Origin of the sequence: Mycolicibacter virginiensis (genome assembly GCF_022374935.2) — a bacterium.
Lineage (GTDB): Bacteria > Actinomycetota > Actinomycetes > Mycobacteriales > Mycobacteriaceae > Mycobacterium > Mycobacterium virginiense.
In genome coordinates this window covers 2,825,296-2,841,741 of sequence record NZ_CP092430.2, presented here as the reverse complement: position 1 = coordinate 2,841,741, position 16,446 = coordinate 2,825,296, and the positions used below count along the sequence as shown (strand labels likewise).

At 65.6% G+C, this 16,446-nt stretch carries 21 protein-coding genes; 12 read left to right on the top strand and 9 right to left on the bottom strand.

Going from position 1 to position 16,446, the window contains the following annotated elements:
• The first annotated feature begins 74 nt into the window (after positions 1-74).
• The 3 genes from MJO54_RS13610 (at position 75) to MJO54_RS13600 (ending at position 2,457) form a co-directional block, all read left to right on the top strand.
• Positions 75-1,040, top strand: a complete 966-nt coding sequence (locus MJO54_RS13610; RefSeq protein WP_240175048.1) for a hypothetical protein — start codon at positions 75-77, stop codon at positions 1,038-1,040.
• On the top strand, positions 1,037-1,789 hold the full coding sequence (locus tag MJO54_RS13605) for an abortive infection family protein (RefSeq protein ID WP_240175047.1): 753 nt from the start codon (positions 1,037-1,039) through the stop codon (positions 1,787-1,789). The genes MJO54_RS13610 and MJO54_RS13605 overlap by 4 nt, the downstream gene beginning before the upstream one ends.
• 80 nt (positions 1,790-1,869) lie before the next feature.
• Positions 1,870-2,457 (top strand): hypothetical protein, encoded by a 588-nt coding sequence (locus tag MJO54_RS13600; RefSeq protein WP_240175046.1) that lies wholly within the window; start codon positions 1,870-1,872, stop codon positions 2,455-2,457.
• On the opposite strand, the gene MJO54_RS13595 is transcribed toward MJO54_RS13600, so the two are convergent.
• Together MJO54_RS13595 and MJO54_RS13590 are read right to left on the bottom strand one after the other, a co-directional pair.
• Positions 2,454-3,074, bottom strand: a complete 621-nt coding sequence (locus MJO54_RS13595; protein ID WP_240175045.1) for a hypothetical protein — start codon at positions 3,072-3,074, stop codon at positions 2,454-2,456. The genes MJO54_RS13600 and MJO54_RS13595 overlap by 4 nt on opposite strands.
• A gap of 52 nt (positions 3,075-3,126) precedes the next feature.
• On the bottom strand, positions 3,127-3,672 hold the full coding sequence (locus MJO54_RS13590) for a hypothetical protein (protein WP_240175044.1): 546 nt from the start codon (positions 3,670-3,672) through the stop codon (positions 3,127-3,129).
• A 303-nt stretch (positions 3,673-3,975) separates the two neighbouring features.
• Between MJO54_RS13590 and MJO54_RS13585 the strand changes: the two genes are divergently transcribed.
• From MJO54_RS13585 to MJO54_RS13575, 3 genes are all read left to right on the top strand, one after another.
• On the top strand, positions 3,976-4,542 hold the full coding sequence (locus MJO54_RS13585) for a hypothetical protein (protein WP_240175043.1): 567 nt from the start codon (positions 3,976-3,978) through the stop codon (positions 4,540-4,542).
• Between the two features lie 115 nt (positions 4,543-4,657).
• Positions 4,658-4,834, top strand: coding sequence for a hypothetical protein (locus tag MJO54_RS13580; RefSeq protein ID WP_240175042.1), 177 nt, complete (start codon positions 4,658-4,660; stop codon positions 4,832-4,834).
• Positions 4,824-5,402, top strand: coding sequence for a hypothetical protein (locus tag MJO54_RS13575; RefSeq protein WP_240175041.1), 579 nt, complete (start codon positions 4,824-4,826; stop codon positions 5,400-5,402). The genes MJO54_RS13580 and MJO54_RS13575 overlap by 11 nt, the downstream gene beginning before the upstream one ends.
• Before the next feature lie 536 nt (positions 5,403-5,938).
• Here the strand turns inward: MJO54_RS13575 and MJO54_RS13570 are convergent.
• The 7 genes from MJO54_RS13570 to MJO54_RS23765 all read right to left on the bottom strand — a co-directional run bounded on the left by MJO54_RS13570 (position 5,939) and on the right by MJO54_RS23765 (position 11,554).
• Complete coding sequence (locus MJO54_RS13570) at positions 5,939-8,767, bottom strand: DUF3987 domain-containing protein (protein WP_240175040.1); 2,829 nt, start codon at positions 8,765-8,767, stop codon at positions 5,939-5,941.
• Complete coding sequence (locus MJO54_RS13565) at positions 8,764-8,910, bottom strand: hypothetical protein (protein WP_259602743.1); 147 nt, start codon at positions 8,908-8,910, stop codon at positions 8,764-8,766. The genes MJO54_RS13570 and MJO54_RS13565 overlap by 4 nt, the downstream gene beginning before the upstream one ends.
• A 207-nt stretch (positions 8,911-9,117) precedes the next feature.
• Positions 9,118-9,333: a helix-turn-helix domain-containing protein gene (locus tag MJO54_RS13560; protein ID WP_240175039.1), complete on the bottom strand. Its 216-nt coding sequence runs from the start codon at positions 9,331-9,333 to the stop codon at positions 9,118-9,120.
• A 451-nt stretch (positions 9,334-9,784) separates the two neighbouring features.
• On the bottom strand, positions 9,785-10,582 hold the full coding sequence (locus MJO54_RS13555; protein WP_240175038.1) for a DUF2637 domain-containing protein: 798 nt from the start codon (positions 10,580-10,582) through the stop codon (positions 9,785-9,787).
• A complete protein-coding gene (locus MJO54_RS13550) occupies positions 10,579-11,199 on the bottom strand; it encodes a hypothetical protein (RefSeq protein ID WP_240175037.1) in 621 nt (206 codons plus the stop codon). Before MJO54_RS13550 ends, MJO54_RS13555 begins: the two co-directional genes overlap by 4 nt.
• Positions 11,196-11,429: a hypothetical protein gene (locus tag MJO54_RS13545; protein WP_240175036.1), complete on the bottom strand. Its 234-nt coding sequence runs from the start codon at positions 11,427-11,429 to the stop codon at positions 11,196-11,198. Before MJO54_RS13545 ends, MJO54_RS13550 begins: the two co-directional genes overlap by 4 nt.
• Complete coding sequence (locus tag MJO54_RS23765; protein WP_350355702.1) at positions 11,426-11,554, bottom strand: helix-turn-helix domain-containing protein; 129 nt, start codon at positions 11,552-11,554, stop codon at positions 11,426-11,428. Before MJO54_RS23765 ends, MJO54_RS13545 begins: the two co-directional genes overlap by 4 nt.
• Before the next feature lie 6 nt (positions 11,555-11,560).
• Here MJO54_RS23765 and MJO54_RS13540 point away from each other — a divergent pair, with 6 nt between their 5' ends.
• From MJO54_RS13540 to MJO54_RS13515, 6 genes are all read left to right on the top strand, one after another.
• Positions 11,561-11,830 (top strand): hypothetical protein, encoded by a 270-nt coding sequence (locus MJO54_RS13540; protein WP_259602742.1) that lies wholly within the window; start codon positions 11,561-11,563, stop codon positions 11,828-11,830.
• A gap of 177 nt (positions 11,831-12,007) precedes the next feature.
• The gene (locus tag MJO54_RS13535; RefSeq protein WP_240175034.1) at positions 12,008-12,961 is read left to right on the top strand and encodes a hypothetical protein; all 954 of its coding nucleotides are present in this window, start codon (positions 12,008-12,010) and stop codon (positions 12,959-12,961) included.
• A 2-nt stretch (positions 12,962-12,963) separates the two neighbouring features.
• Positions 12,964-14,925 (top strand): helicase HerA domain-containing protein, encoded by a 1,962-nt coding sequence (locus MJO54_RS13530; protein ID WP_240175033.1) that lies wholly within the window; start codon positions 12,964-12,966, stop codon positions 14,923-14,925.
• Positions 14,926-14,934: 9 nt separating this feature from the next.
• The gene (locus tag MJO54_RS13525) at positions 14,935-15,276 is read left to right on the top strand and encodes a hypothetical protein (protein ID WP_240175032.1); all 342 of its coding nucleotides are present in this window, start codon (positions 14,935-14,937) and stop codon (positions 15,274-15,276) included.
• A gap of 196 nt (positions 15,277-15,472) precedes the next feature.
• Positions 15,473-15,901 carry a hypothetical protein gene (locus tag MJO54_RS13520; protein ID WP_240175031.1) on the top strand — a complete coding sequence of 143 codons (429 nt, stop codon included), beginning with the start codon at positions 15,473-15,475 and terminating at the stop codon, positions 15,899-15,901.
• A complete protein-coding gene (locus MJO54_RS13515) occupies positions 15,902-16,285 on the top strand; it encodes a hypothetical protein (protein ID WP_240175030.1) in 384 nt (127 codons plus the stop codon). It begins immediately after the preceding gene.
• Positions 16,286-16,446: the final 161 nt, after the last annotated feature.

The window sequence follows — 16,446 nt, the reverse complement described above, 5'->3', positions numbered from 1 at the left end:
TGCGGGCTACGACGCCGCGATTGCTCATCGGCTGTAGCGGAAATGTGTCGCGCACCGTCGATAGGCTCCGTCGCATGACCGTCCTCACCGAGGCCCAGCGGAGGCTTCTGACGTTCGTACAAGCGGCCAACCACGGCGGCTATTCGCCGACGCGCGATGAGGTGAGCGAGTGGGTTCAACGACCTGACCTCAAGCCAGGCAAGGTGACGAGGCGCCGCGTAGAAAAGCCGTCGCTGCCGTTCTCCTCAGAGGTCGCCAATGCGATCGCTGGGACGATGAAATTCGAACTGAGCGAGGCGATGACCGAGATGGCCCGTCGCCAGATTGCCGATGCTATGAGTCCATTGATGAAGCAGATCGCCGGCTTGGTCAGTCCCTGGTCGGGCGAAGCGCGCGTGATCGAGGAACGGGAACCGGACGAGACACTAGTCGAGCAGATGCTGCGGTTCCGCTGGGTCAAGTGCTCGGCTACTGGCGCTGGTCTGCTGCTAACTGAGTTGGGCAGCGCATTGCTGCGCGCAGATGCAGACCTCACCACCACGGCGGAGATCACCGTCCTGGGCGGCGATGACCCGCTGGCATGGGGGAGCCTGGTCGGCACCATCGCGGAGGTGGGTGAATGCATGATCGTCGACCCGTATCTGAAGCTGGACCACTTGCTTGTCCTAGCTCAGTTCACGAGAACAAGCCGCGTGATCATGCGGCGACCGGCGAAGGAAGGCGACCTAGTCGCGTGGCGAGTGTGCCTGGCTTCGCCCGACCTCAACATCCAGATGCGGGTCGCCGATCCCAAGCTGTTGCATGACCGGTACATCGTCGGGGAGACCAATGTCTACACCCTCGGCTGCTCACTGAACGGGGTAGGACGGAAGCCCACGACCCTGGCGCCGCTCTCGGGTCAGGTCGCCGATCAGGTCCGCGCGATCGTGGAGGAATGGTGGGATGCGGCGGAGCCGATCGGAGACCCTCCTGCCGCTGAGGAGGAGTCGGAAGACGGTGACGGAGGTTCAGATTCGCAGTCCTCAGGCGAGCCGGGGTGAGCCTCACGCAGCAGGAGGTGATGAAGGTCGTCAATCGCTTCATCGGCGTGAGCGGTGGCTACCTGGGCGATTTCACCTATCGGACGCATGCGGAGTTCTACCCCGAGTATTGCGACCTTGACGTCGATCCGGAAACGTATGTCGGGACAACACGGGAGCGCTTTATCGAAATCCTGTCGACGCGGTCGGCGCGGGACCAGGCGAAGATTCTGCGAGGTCTGACCGAGCGATTCGGTGACGACCCTGACCACCCGAGCCGCTCCGAGCTCCGCCCGGAACTTGAAGGGTGGATCGCCCGACTAGAGAGTGCGCCGGCGGTCGCTTTGGACGTCCCCGCGCACACCAGAGACGTCGTTGCGCGTGCACTCGCTGACGCCGACCAACTGATCCGTAGCAACGGCGCGACGAGTGCGGTTGATCGGATCCACACCGCATTGCACGGTCACGTGCTGGCCCTGTGCCAGGCAAAGGGTACCGATGTCGACCGCGAGACAACGTTGACCAGGGCGCTCAAGCTGCTGCGGCAGAATCACCCCGCTCTAGAGGCAAGCGGACCGCGTGCCGAGGACATCTCACGAGTGCTCGGGGCGATGGCCACCGTCCTCGACTCCCTCAACCCGATCCGAAACAACGCGAGCGTCGCACATCCGAACGAGGATTTGCTCGACGAACCCGAGGCGGGCCTGGCGATCAACGCCGCGCGAACGATCTTCGCTTTCCTCGATGCAAAGCTCGGCGGGAGAGGGTAGGCGGCTTTAGCCGTGGCCCATGCGGCGACACCATCGCGAAAGCCGCGGCGGAAGGACCGTCGGCAGTTAGCCTGCTGTTCGTGCCGTGCTGGGTTCATTCATTCCTCGACTGGCTGTCGCAGCATTGGGGCGACGTCGTCCCGGCTTGGCTGGCGGTTCTCGTAGCCGCATTTTTCGGAGTCCAGTCGTGGCGTTCGTCTCGTCGCTCGGAGACCGCGAAGGCTGCTGCGCAGGCAGCTGAATCCCGAGCCACCAAGGCCGCTGAGGACGCGGCCGCCGCGGCGGGTCGGTCAGCTGATGCTGCTGAGCGGTTGGCAACTGCGCAGGAGGCGCACAACGTGCTCCTTCAAGACGCAGCTGAGGCGCAGGAGCGGAGCCCGTGGCGGATCGACCGCGTCGGTAATGCGATGGATTTCCGGCTGACCAACCTCACCAACACTCGCAAATATGCGGTGGTCGTTACCGGCGAGCCCACAGTCCGGCCCCGCGACGTGTTCATCCCGGGAGGTGGGGGAGACAACAGCTTTGACGTGGTCGACGGGAACCAGACCGTAAGGCTGGGCCTGTTCGTAGCCATGCAGACGGCGGACCGTTCGGTGACGGTGAATTGGCACCCAACATCCGACCACAGCGGTGAAGCTTGGACGCAGCGAATCGACTTGCCTTAGCTGCCACCCGCAGCCTGCCCCAGGCACCGCGCGGCGTCGGGTCCGCTGTAGCCAGCACCTTCCGCCGCAGCGGGGATGCTCAGCTCAGCCGCAGCGGACGACAGGAGGCGCCCGTTCCAGTCGCCCCATTCGAGCTGGAAACCGTCGCCGATGAACATCACGGCGCGCATTCCGCGGTGTCGGGCCGACTTGATGGCCGCATGAAACACGCTACGCATCAGCGGCAGATCCCAAGCTGCGTCGACACCGACCACCACGCGATCGGCCTGCGGCCATGCCTTCGACACCCGGGACAGGAGTTGCCGCGGGTTCGCGCCGGTGTAGGTCTTGAACTCGGTCAGCAGACCGCTGACAGCGGCGTCGGGTGAGCGCAGACCGGCGAGGTGCCGCGTCGGAAGAGCGATCACGTTGTGCCCCTGGCGGGCGAGAAGGCGGGCGATCCACCACTCCTGCTCGTCGAAGGTTGCCACGGATTCGTCGACGTCACCCGTGTGCCGACCAGCCCACGAATCGGTCTCGTGCATGGCCAACGCTGACGTGAACGCCGTCTGATCGCCGCCGGCGACCCATAGGTCGACGTCGTGCGCGTAGGCGCTGCGGGCGATGGGCAACAACACGGGCGAATAATTACAGCGGGGTACGACAGAGGCACGGCGGCGAAGCGCACCGCTACCCGGTTCTCGTCTTGAATTCCCAAGGGTCCGGCGACGGTTCAGAATCGCCCCCTTCGTCCCAGCCGCGGCAGTACGGACACCACGGACGCAGCCGGTGGTGCAACCAGGTGCTGTACAGCGTGGCGAAGAGGATGGCGTCCAGTGGAATCCGGGCCAGATGCTGTATCGCCGGGCTTCCGACGTGGCTGCCGATAAGCCCGATCACGACGGCGGGCACCAACAACCATCTCAACCCGCTGCCGGTGGTCATCAGGTGCGAGAACCATAGGAATCTCTTGCGGCGCTGCGCTTGCACCGGCGCGTCCGTGGGGACCTCGGCCATGCACCGCATGCACAGATGCGATGACCGCTGATGAAGCAGCGTCGCGAAACTGCAAGCCAGGATCACCACGGCGGCGGCTAGGTCCATCGACGTCAGCAAGCCGAACCACGAACCGATCCGTAGCACCAGGCCCACGGCCAACATCCACGGCAGCGCATGGGTGAGCATTGTCATCGCCCGCGATCCGCCGGATTCACCCGGATATGCCGCCGGGATCATGTCCGGCTTCCGAACGCGGCGGTGGCGGTGGGTTGCACTGCTGGGGGCATGGTCATCGTCACGGCGCGGAGGGTAACGAGAAGGGGTGACAGGGTCGGGCCGGAAAGGCTCCGGCAACGCCGGGGAGGGGCGCCAACGGTAGCGGGTCCGGCGCAGCTACCGGGCCGGGCCGGCCTCAGGCGTCGGCGTCGGGTGCAGGCCCGGGCAGTCGGCCATGCAGCAGCGCCTCGGCCGCGCGGCGAGGGCGGTGCGACACGCAGATGATTCGACCAGGGTGTCGCAGCGCGTCGATAGGCTCCCGGCATGTCTCAGTTGCCCACGTGGGCCACCATCCTGACCTCTGGTGCGGCGGGTGCGGTTGTGACGGTGCTCGTGAACAGGTTCATTGTGGGGCCGCGTCCGGACCTGCGGCTGTCGCCGTCACCGTTGCTCGTGGAGGATGCGGAGAGGCTGACGCGCGAGAACAGGGCAGACAACACTGCCATCACATGGCAGCCGCTGAAATGGGTGCTCCTGACCAACCACGGCGATGGCACCGCGCACGACATCAAGCTGACCGGTGAGCGCTGCCGGCCGCGAGTGTGGGTAGGAGACTCTGCGGAGCTTCCGCAGCTCGGGCAGCCGGTGGAAGCCAGCCACGCGGTGTGGAGCAACACCGTCGCGGCTATCCCAGCTGGTGAGTCCGTCACCGTGCACGTTGTCATGCATAACGACGCGTCGGAGGAGAAGCCGACAGTCACGGCGACCTGGCCAAGGCTTCCCGGTCGAGGGTGGACGCGCGGGTGGGCACTCCACCGGTCGGTCACTATCGATTTCGCGAAGTCGAGGCCGGTGGAGTGCGGGATACCCGGGCAGAAGGAGCTTGACTGAGCACGGCGCAGGTCCCGTCAGTCGCAAAATTTGCGATTTGCAGAATGGAAATGCGCAGCGAGGTGAAATTTTCTGGAAAAGTCATCATCGGATCAACTGCTGAGGAGAGTTCGGTATGAGCAGCGATAAAGAGAAGAACGAGGATCCTGCACCTGTCACTGAATCGACTACTCAGTCAGATCAGCGGCCGCTTCCGGCCCGTATTGACTTTGGAATAACCGACTACGTGACACGCATGGAAGAGCGCAAACGTGAAGTGGAGACCCGGGACAAGCGCGGCGATGGGAAATAACCCGAACGATGTCGAGGGGAGGAGCCGCGCGACGGACGCCCCGCAGGTCTATTTCGACCACATCAACGACCAGCTTTCCACCGAGTACCGGTGGAAGGACTGCCTGATCGCGCGCGCTGAGACGATTGTGAAGACGACCTTGGCGGTCCTCACTGTCAGTGTTTCGTTTGCGGCGTTCGCTCTCGGCGCGGGCCTCGGGTTGGACGTGAATCTGCTGACCACGGGCTTTGCCTGCCTTGGCCTTGTCGCTGCTGTCACCGCGGTGATTCTGGGCGCGTTTGCACAGTCGGGTCGCTGGCACGTCGCGGTTACCTCGAATGACACGATCGCGGAGTTCATGACAGAGAGGTACTGGCGCAACCATGAGGTGGACAGCTTGTATGCGGTTGCGCGCCTGAATGCGCGCGAGCTTTTTGCGATCCGCAAATCGAATGAGGACCGCGTGAAGCTGTGCGACCGGGCGCTGTGGTCGCAGGTGCTGGCCGTGGTTTTCGCGGGTCTGGCGGTACTGGCTGAAGTAGGCGGAAGGGTTATCAACGAGCTTGGATGCATGGCTTTCGGCGGTTAAGAGGCATGACCGACCGTCGACGTCACTGTTCAGTTCCACCGCAGCTTCCATCCGCACCATCCGCAGCCTGACCCAGGCGCTGCTGCCAGCGGGTTCCGTCGGGTGTCGGTCCCGACTGGGGCGTTTGTGGCGATCACGGCTGGGTGGGCCAGCGGGGCGGGTGGGTACATGGGTACAAATGGGTACTTTCGTGGGTACATTGCAGAGACTGACCCTGACCTGCAGCGATGCTGAAATGGGTACATGGGTACATCCGGTGCTGAATTTCTGAAAATCACTGCCTGGAGGGTCCGAAACAGAGAATATTGGAACATGTGTTCGATTTGTGGTGTCTCTACGCACCCCGTACCCATCATGGGTACGTCGAGATCGATGTACCCATGTACCCATCGGCTGTGAAAACACCTTCTGACCTGCGGAAACAACCCGTATTACGCATGTACCCATGAAAGTACCCATTTGTACCCATGTACCCACGAGTACCCAAGCAGATACCCCTGCCGAGAAGCTCTCAGCGGGGGTATCTGACGCCGTGATCAAGCGCTGCGCTGCAGCGTCGTTGTAGCGGTGACGGTGGCGCTGCTGATCGGACCGGCTGACACCGTGACCTCACCAGCGGCGACGAGTTCGTCGATCGCTGCCCGCAGCCGCGGCCGGTGCCTCGCGTTGTCGTGCAATTTGCGAAACTCCACCCCAGCGGCGCCCGCCTTCACCAGACGCTTCCGCAGCCAGGTCAAGCAGCGCGCGTGGACCTGTTCGGGACTGGCTGGAGTGGCTCCGCCCATGCCGTGAGCGGCGCTGGCCAAGAGCCACTCGGCGATCGCCCATGCGTTCGTGATCGTCTCCGCCGTGATGAGCTTCGGACCAGGAGTAGCGAGCTCCGCATCGGTCATCTGAATCTGCGTGAACACCCGCGCGATCCGCAACGCCCGACCCGCGGCCTTGCCCCACGCCTCAGCCATCCCGCCGCCATCGCGAAGGGCGTTAGCGTCAACCTTTATGCGCTCGATGCGGTCATAGATCGTGCCGAACGCTTTCCGGGCCTCAGCGTCGAGTTCGAACCGAAGCGGCTCCGTGCGGCCGTAGGAACGCAGGAATTCCCTCTCCACAGCCGCGTCGTAGCGGTTGATCGGCCCGGTGCCATCGGGGATGGGGTGGTCGAAGTCGTCGGGCTGGACGTAATGCACGATCGACATGCCCATCCGCGCCGCCGTGCCGTCGCCGATCAGCCGCCGGCGCCCATCCCGGTCCGGCTTCAGCGCTGCAATCAGTGGATCCGGCTGAATGATCACCAGCATGGGTAGATAGCAGTTATCTACCTCGGTGTCGCCGCGGCCGATCCGTTCGCTGCGTTTCGTGCCGCCGTCGTATAGGTCCAAGTACGCGCCGCTGGTGGTGGCAGAGTTCCGCGGGTCGAGAAGCGCATCGAACCACCGTGACCCTTCCGGCGCGAGCATGAACGCGTAGCCGCCGGTGCGCTTCAGGTGCTCCTCAAGCGCAGCGTCCGTGGCGTCATCGAACGACAATTTGACGTTCGGCGGTACCTCTGCCGCCGCCGCGTTCGCCAGTTGACGTAGCTGCTCCATCCGATCACGCAGTTGCTGGATATGCTCCGGTTCGGCGACGGCGATCATCCCTGCCGGCAGCGACTCAAGATGCTCTTTGCATGCCTTCGAGTATTCCGCCCGTGCCTCTTCCAGCGATTCGCCGGTGGCCTCTGCGCGGGCTTCAGCGGCCATCCTGACCCGCTCGGTGCGGTCGCGCAGGATGCGCTGAGCGGAGAGCAGAGGGGCTTTGACCTCATTCAATACCGGTGATTTACGCGAGCTCGGCGGCGCGACAACGCAGATCCAGATCGGCCCGAACTCGGTCCATCCCGTCCGCGGAACGATGATCGCGCGGCCGCACGCTGCGCTCAACAGGGGTAGGTACATCGGTGCCACCATGGCGGCCGGAACCGCTTTGGCCTCCATCACCCACGCGCAGTGCTCTCGCAGCACCGGCGGCAGGGCGTAGACCGGGAATGGTCCCGGATCGCCTGCGAGCAGCATCGGCGGCGGCGCCGGGTCGTCGCCGTCATCCACCGGAGCCGAGGTCAGGACCGTGAAGATCGGCGGTACTGCCGCCACCGGCGGCCGGGGTGCGTCACCACCTTCACCGCCGCCTTTCACGTACGTGAAGCTCGGCCGCTGCGGTGGCGTCGGCACACCGCCAGCGATGCGTGAATTCTCCCCAATCTCGCCTGCGTCGATGTCGGCTGGCATACGCCCGCGCAGCACAGCGGCGGCCTTGCGGTACATCGCAGCCGCGCGCTCGTCACCGCGCTGCAGCGCTTCCCGAGCGGACTCTTCGAAGTGTTCCGGCCGCACCGGCGCCAAGTCCTCGCCGTTGCCCCCGCCGAGTTGGATCCCCACCGACGCCGCGGCGTCGCGCGGCTTCACTCCTCGCAACAGAGCGGCGAAGTTGAGCCGCGACAGGTGATCGTTGTTGAGGCCGAGTTCGCCGATCATGGTGCCGGACCAAACGTGGGCTCCGTAGCCCTTGTCGCAGCCGTCGTGCAGCGTGACGCTCTTGCCGTTCTCGGAGGTATGCCAGTGGTAGATCTCGCAGCCGCAGGTGTCGAGCTGCCCGGTCTCCTGCAGCCGCCGGTCACCCGCAATCCAGGTTTCCCAAGGGATTTCGTCGATCTGGTCGGTCAGTTCCTGGCTCTTGGCGTCGGCCTCAACCTGGTCGTAGGCCGTCTTCGGCGCCAGAACCCCGTTGAGCGGAGCCAGCTCCGGCGGGCAGCCGGGTACCTGCGGGTCGAACAGCCACATCGGCGCGATGGCGATGTCGGTAACGCCGGAGGAGGGATCCAGTGGCCCGCCGAGCGCCGGCTGGTACATGTAGCCGGGCGCCTCAGCCAGCTGCGACGGAGGGGCGACAGCCTGTCGGTGGCCGGCCAGCACGTCGATCGTGCCGCCGTTGGGGAGGGTGATCCCGGTGCGGTCGGAACGTAGCTCCCACGGGTCGATCCCGTCGGGCACCCGCAGCCAGGTATGGGTTCCGCCCCTCTTGTCCTTCGCGGGATCGATGGCGTGCTCCGTCTGGGCCTTCGCCGGAATCACGGTATGGATGAAACCGGCACCGGTAACGGCAGCAGTGGCGGCAAAATTCTCGGCATCAAGACAGATCATGGCGGAAGCGGCGAGGTTGACGCCGACGTTCCCGCCGCGGTCGAGGTGTGTTTCGGCGTCTTCGACCGACAGCGCCCGAGCCAGCGGCCAACCGTCGCTGACGGGACGTTTAGCAGTGCTGGCCAGGGCAACCAGGTGCGAGCCGAGGCCCGTCATGCGGGCGAGAAGGTCCCGGTGTTCGGTGCTCATTCTGACACCGCCTCTGCGGTGATCCACTCGCGCAGGACGCGCGCGGTTCGGCGGTCGTAGAGGGTTGGATCCGGCAGCTCGCCACGGGCTGCGGCTTCATCGATCGCGGTCAGAGCGGTCACTTCCCACGGTGCGAGAAGCACGGGTTTACAGCCGATTGCGTCACGCAGTCGGTCGACGCACCGCCCTTTAGAGCGACCGGAACAGACACGCCGGAGGCGAGCGTAGTAAGTCGCATCGGCGAGGTCGCGGTGAAGTTCAGGTATAGTCATGAGTGTCCTTCCAGTGGACGAGAATTGGTTTCTCTTCTTCCAGCGAGCCCCGGCCTGAACCGCCGGGGTTTCGTGTTTCTAAGTCACTTTTTCGAGGTCCGCGACGCGGATCGCCAGCTTGCCGGTGGGGCGTTTCCGCGCCGGGAGAAGGCCATCCGCGATCCAGCGGCGAATGGTCCGCTCACTTACTCCGGCCATCGCAGCAGCGGTCATAGTGCCAACGGTTTGGACTGGTACGCCGCCGATTTCCGGCACGATGAGAGGCGCCACGGCGGTGGGGAAGGTGGTAGTCATGGGAGGCTCCAGCAGCTCAAATTCGGTGCTGGTAGCAATCCCGATCGCACAGCGCCCCGGCACACCGGGCGGGATCGGGGCCAGCGGTTGAGAGCCTGCTGCTGTGGCCGTACGCCTTGAGGGGCGTACCCGGCGTGTGCCTCGCCGGTCGTTCTGGTCAGATCATGCCATAGGCGGACAGTCGCGGCTACTGAGGCGCGCCGTGAATCAGGTTGCTACACAACATAATCCCTAAAACAGAGACAAGCGTGATCGTCGCAGTCGCAGCGTCTCCGCAGGTCAGCACGGGTTTCGTGCCCATTTCGCCGCGAACCGGAAAAATCATAGTCAATCGTTCTGTCCGCGTGGCGCGTCTGATGTTTTCCCACAACGGCAACGGCCCCGACGCAGAAGCGTCAGGGGCCGTCACCCTCACCGACCAGCGACCGGTCACCCGGTCGTCGCTGGGCCGTCACCCGGCCGTCATCACCTCCTCGGCGGCCGTCGCCAGCCGAGCGATCGAAGTCCGATGCAGCCCGGTGGCCGCCGCCACCGCCCGGTGACTGCCGCCGTCGGCCAGCCCGGCCAGTGCTGTGGCGACCGCGGGCACCGGAGCCTTCACCACCCCGGCCGCCACCAGCTCCTCTGCCCGTCCCAGGTGGGCGTCGGGGCTGGCGGCGGGCATGCCGTCCACCCCGGCCGCTGCATGGTCGGCGCTGGTCAGGTGCCGATCGCCCTGGCCGGCGACCAGGTGCAAGCCAGCGCCAGAGTGACCCGCAGCGGGAGGGTCAGTGGCCGGGTCAGCGACCGGGGCGGCCGGGGAGGCGGCCACCGCATGGTCGCTGGTGGCTGCTGCATGGTCGCCGGTGGCCACCCTGGCCGGAGCGACGGACGCGGGGTCCAGCACCTTCACCGATGCGACTGCGATGGTGACGTCAACGATCAACGGTGTCAGCCACGCCGACGCGCTGGACAGGCCCAGCACCTGCACGTAGGCGTGCAACTGCTGGTACGACGCGGCGAACGCAGCAGCGGTGATCGCCCACGCTCCTGCCAGTGCTGCCTTCTGGCGCCAACCCCGTGTAATCCCAGCGGGTTCGGCGGCGAGGTTGTGCGTGACGAAGAACAGGAACAGCGGGGCCGCAGCTGCGACTGCACCGGCCTCCGCCGCAAGTTCGGCCGACCCAGTCAGCCAGGCGTATCGCACGTTGCCGGCGACTGACGCCGCGACCGCCACTGCCAGGGTGTACCGCCACCTGCGCATGCTCATTCCGCTTCTCCGATCTTCTCCACTACCAGCATCATTTCCACCCGCGTCACCAGCTCCCGATACCGCTTCCCCTCGGTCAGCCACGCGCCGTAGTCGGCCTCGCTCCACCCGCCCTGATTGGTCACGAACCACGCGACTTCACGCCGTGCTGCCGCAGCTGCGGGATCCCCGATCGCCACTTCACTGGCGCTGCAACCGAGCGTCATCGCCTCCGCCGCGACACTCACCCAAACCAGCGGCGCCACTCCCACTTCCGGCTCCTGCACCAGCAGCATCTCCACCGCTGCGCGCCTTGCCAGCTGCGCGATCCGGACCCGATGCGCAGCTATCGCAGGGGCTGAAACTTCCGTCAGATGGTCGTTTACCTGCGCGTTCAGATGCTCCTGATTGTCTGCGGAAAGGTACGTCGGTTCCTCCCGTGCCAGCTCCAGAACCACGGCCAACCGTGACCCGGTACCGCGCGCTGCGCGGGTCCGCGCACGCGCATATCCAGCGCAGTAGCTGACCGCCGGCCCGGTCCAGCCGCGGCCGGTGAGCCACGTCTGAACGGCTTCACCGACGGCTTCCGAATCGGCCTGCGCTACGCCGGGGGAGGAGAGGATCTCGTAGTCGCTCATCGCGGATCCTCTGCGATTCCGGCACGTTCGAGGATCGCTGACCAGTGCTCATTCAGCCAACGAGCTGTGCCGTATGCCGCGTACAGCTCTCGCCGCGCCGGGTGCATCGGCTCACCCAGCAGCCGTAGACGCGCAGCCTCGCCAGCCGCGATGACAGCGCCCTCACCGAAGCCCTGCTCGGCTGCCAGTTCACGTGCTGCCTTGCGGATTTCAGCTACGTCGGTGCTCATGCAGCGCCGCCGACGGTCACCCGGCTGCCGTCGATGAACGCGTTCAGGTCGCTCTCCAGAACCCGATAATTGCGCCCGCCGGGGCGGATCGCGGGCAGCCGCCCTTCGGCAATCCACCGCTGGATTGTGCGGTGGCCCTGGCCGGTTCGCGCCGCAATGTCAGCGGTGCTGAGCCACCGCAGCTGGGGCAGATCCGCGCCCCGGGCGGCGGCTCGTCGCTCCGCGCGATCGGCGGGTTCTGGTGCCGCGCCGGCACGATCGTCTATCGCCATATCGACCTCTTTCGCTCTGTGCGTGATGGTTTCACGCGGTTGCGACAATTGCGCCACACTGCGCCGCTGCGCGCCGACTGCGGCGCGATTGGCGCGACGCAGTCGCTCAAACACCACCTATTTCTGTGATCTGCGTCACGTGACGCCACGCGCCAAGCTGCGCCACCTTGCGCCATCCCGCGCCACTGTGCGACACGAAAACAACCAAACTGACTGTCCTGCACCACATTCCACACCGGACCGGCCGCATTCCGAAGGCTAGCCTGGGCAGCATCGAAAGGGCAATATCCCCAAAGGACGTGACAAATGAGCGCACTCACCGCACTCGGCGACCCCGCCAACACCACCACGATCTGGGACCGTTGGCAGCTTCTCTCGGCGGCGTTCTTCTTCATCTACGGCCTGATTCTGAGTGTCGGCGGTGGCGACTCCGCGCCTGCCGGCCGTGACCCGGCAGGCCCCGCAGCGGGACGGATCGTCGCCGAAGATGAGCAGGGGCGGTCGTACGCGGCGACGCTCTTCGCAGCGTCGGCGGTCATGCTTGCGTGGGGCCTGGCCGGCGGCGGAATCGCACTGCTGGTAGCCATCCCGGCCGGGATCTGGATGGCCGCTAGCTTCAAGAGCAGCGACTCCGCTGAAGAGGCGATGGGCGGTTACCAGATTGCCGAGCAGCAGTGGCGGCGCGACCAGCAGCAGGCTGCTCAGAACCCGATTGCGGCACCAGATCCGTATGCCGAATGGCGCGGTTACGGCGTGGATTTGCCGGCGCCTCCAGCACCGGTGGTGGTGCCGGTCCCCGAGCCGCATCTGACGCTGGAGCAGGCTCGATTGCTGTACCTGGCCGAGGAGGAGACGGGCGGCTGGAAGCCTCCGATCGGCTCTGCTCTCGCTGCTGTGACCAGCATAGACGGCACGATCGGGCCGGCGTGGTACGCCGTGGACCGCGTGGCCCGTGATCTCGGTTGGGCCACGACAGTGCCCGTCGAGGGCGGACAGCGGTGGGAGTCGTGGGTGCAGGTCACCGGAGTGACGGCCACTGACGCCGGCGACGCCGTCATCACGCTGCAGGTGACGCACGCGAGCGTCACCGAAGAGACCCTTCGGAAGGCTTTGCCCGCGCTGGTCCGCGCCCTCAAAGTGCGTGCGGGAGAGGTCGGCCGCGACATTGCCGGCGGCACTCTGACCCTCACCGTGACGAACAGCAAGCCCGCTGCACCGGCCGCTGATGCCGACCTGCCCGTCGACCCGAACTGGAGCTGATCGTGTCCGAGCCAGATAACCCGTTCGCGGGCCTGAAGTTCGGCGGTGGAGCGGGTCGACCCGCACCCGAACCCGTGCCTGAACCGGCGACAGAGCCGCGTACGGAGGCGCCATCGGAGCCGGTGATCGACACGGCTGCCGCCGAGGAATCGGAACGCCGGCTGGAAGCTGCAGCCGCTGAATACGTTCAGCTGCTACCTGCAATTCAAGCTGCTCAGCCGGTGCGGGGAAGCGTGGAGATGCCGGAGGTGCTGAGCGGCACCGCGTACGCCGTCGACGCCTGGATGCGGCTGGTCGCGGATCGGGAAACGGTCACTGCGTGCGGCCTGGATGGCCTCGGAACCTTCCGAGTGAGCGCGACAGCGGTCAAAGACGCGGTCTTCGTCACCGTCTGCTGCGAGAACCCATCAGCAGCCGGGACGATCGCGCAGCGGCTGATTGAAATGGCCGAGCGGAGAGGGAATCTCGGCCGGTACACCCGCCTCAGCGGTGCCGGAGGTACCTTCACCCTGGCCCGAAGGAACGTCGAAGACCCGACTTTCGGGTGGCGCGAATCGCCGAAGACGAAGGCGTTCTACCTCGGTGGTGACTACCGTCGCGGGGTCTGGGATCTGGTCGGTCTGGTGCAGAAAGCCGACCGTGCGCTGCAGTACCCGCAGTGTGTGTTCGGCTCCGATGAGCGCGGCGGAAGCGCCACGCTGACCCTCCCGCCGGGCATGCTCCCGAAGCAGGTGCAGGCGGCGGAATCGGGACTGCGACAGGCCCTCGGGATGCCCGAACTGACCGTCACCATTGACGGGCTGAACCCGGTTATCCACCTGAATCAGAAGTCGCTGGTGCGGGAGTTCCCGAAGGTCAACCCGTTGAAGGCAAGCTGGTTTACCCGCCCTCGAACGCAAGCGGAACGTCATGCTGCAGCACCTGATTTCGTGCTCCCTCTGGGTGTGCGCGATGACGGCAGTCCAATCCTGGTCAATCAAGATCAGGCGCCGCACATGGGAATCTTCGGAGGGACCGGTGCCGGCAAGACCGTGCTGCTGAGCAGCATTGTCAAAGCGGCTGTTCTGCAGGGAGCCGAAGTGGTTCTAGCGGATGCGAAGAACGGCAAAGACTTCCGCAAGTTGGCACTGGCGGGTCTGCGCGGAGTGGTCAGCTACAACGCCGCCAGCGGCGGAAACGACGCAGTCTTGCATCGCGCAATCCGCTACGCCCGGGATGAACTGGAGCGCCGTCAGGCGCTGGCTGAGCGGCTGACGCAGAGGGGTGTGGAGTACCGTCCTACTCCTTTGCTTTTGGTGTTCGACGAGGCACCGGCGTGGATCCACGACCGTAGCCAATCGTCGCGGCCAAAGGCGGTGAAAGACGCCGCCCAGGCCGCCGTTGCGAACCTGTCCTACCTCTGCTCGCAGGCCCGCGAGCTGCGGGTATTCGTGCTCACAGCGGGCCAGTTCGCGTACGTCAGTGGCTTCGCCGGTGACTGGAAGGTAAACACTTCGACCCTGGTCATTCTTGGCCCCCCGAGCGAGATCAACCGCCAGTCGCTGTTCCCAGCCGGGGCGGCCGGGGACGCGGTCCGAATCCTCGGCGGAACCATCACCAAGGCGATGAAGGGACGCGGGATCGCCGCCGATGTCGAGACCGGTGAAGTTCAGCTGTTCCAGGGGTTCTACAACCTGCCCGGTAGGGATGCAGATGCGTTCGACGCAGCGGTGGCGCAAGCCCCCAAACTGCGCCGTTTCGCTTGGCGGTTTCCGCTTCCCGGCGCAGATGGTGGTGACGGAACGTGGCAGACCTGGACCCCTGCAACCGATCCCAGCTCCGACTCTTTGCCAGTGGTTTACCTCGACGGTCCGGACGGGATCCGCGACCTCGGAACTGTGGTGTTTGACCCCACTAGTGAGCACTACAAGCCGGGGTCGAAACCGCTGTCCACCGCCCACCAACACCTCAGCTCATACGACTAGGAGTCCCTGATGTCACGTATCCCCAACCCCACCCATGACGACGTTTTCCGTGCGCGAACGCAAGCGCCGAAAGCGGCAGCAGCCGTCGGCGAAGCGCTGGTCGCCGCAGTCTCTGCGCTGCAGCAGATCTCAGAAGCAGACCACGCGACTTACCACGAAGTTCTGGCCGCGGTCAGCCGTTTCCGTTCCGGTCAGGCAGCGATCGAGCAGGCCCTGCTGGAGCTGTTGGGAGTAGCGGTGCTGGGCGGGGCATCCGTCTCCGCAGCAGCCGCAGCTGCCGGCGTGCGCCGCGAGACTCTCGGCCGGCGACTGGCCGGAACTGCGGCCGCGGAGCGGGGTGAGCAGCGGTGAAGACACTGACTCGGGGGCTTGACCTGGGCGTATGCCCCCGCCCGGCCTCGGAATGTGAGCACGCGGACCTCATCTTCGCCGACTACGTGACCCCGTCGGACAGTGCAAATGATTGTGGGACAACGGAATGTGCGTCGCGGACCAGTGAATGTGCCTCACGGATCAGTGAATGTGCGACTGGGACAGGGGCGGTCCGATGACTCCGCGCATCATCCACGCCCGGGATCGGAAGAGTTCGGCCGCCAGCCGGCAGTTTGTGCGGGAGGCGGCAGCCGAGCTGGTGCGGGCTGAGCAGGCCCGGCTGGAAGCCCTCCGGTGGATCGCTCAGCGAGAGAGCGACCCGCTGAAGGTGCTGGACGCTCTGCGCGCGTACCGCAGCGGTGAGGATGTGGTCGACGCGGCGCTGGCGAAGGTCTACGCGAGCCTCCGGCTGGGCGGCGTGTCAGCCCATGCTCTGGGCGCCGTTATGCGCACGCGCACCCAGACGATCGCTGCCCGAATCAGCGCCTTCTCGGAGTCGCGCCGCATAGCAACAGCCGGGCGCTCTGACATTAAAAAATCCTCTGACGGCGGGTATTTCATCGCCCCGTCGGCGCCGCGTTCAACCGTGATCGAGGAGCTGTAAATGGGACGCCGCCCGAGCCCGACACCGAGCAACGTCTCGTATGCCTCGGAGACGGTCCCGGCCGTGGCGCGGACCCTTGTCACCACGTACGCGCAGGCGCTGCAGCCGCTCAACATGATCGCGCAATCTGCTGTCGGCGAGACACGTTGGGACGCTGTTGCTGCCGCCGTGGTTGCGCTCCGTTCCGCGCGGGAATCGATGTCCACGGTCGAGCGCCGACTGCTCGGTCTGGCTGTTCTCAGTGGCGGTCCGATCGGCGAAATCGCGGCACTGATGGGCATCGCCCCGAGCACCTTGAGCGCGCAGCTGGTGGGCACCGACGCGCAGCTGCTGGGACAGGCGCTGAGCCGGGATGTGGCCGGGCAGTGGGTGATCGAGCAATGAGCTATTTCGGATCACACGCGATAACCCGACCGATACGGCCGGCGCGATACAGCGTCTGGTCCGCCGGCGGCGACCGGACCGCCTGCATGGCCGTGAGAGGCCGTTTTTGGGACCAGAACCGGCTTTTCCGGCGGTTCGTCGGATCTAGGAGCCATAAAACC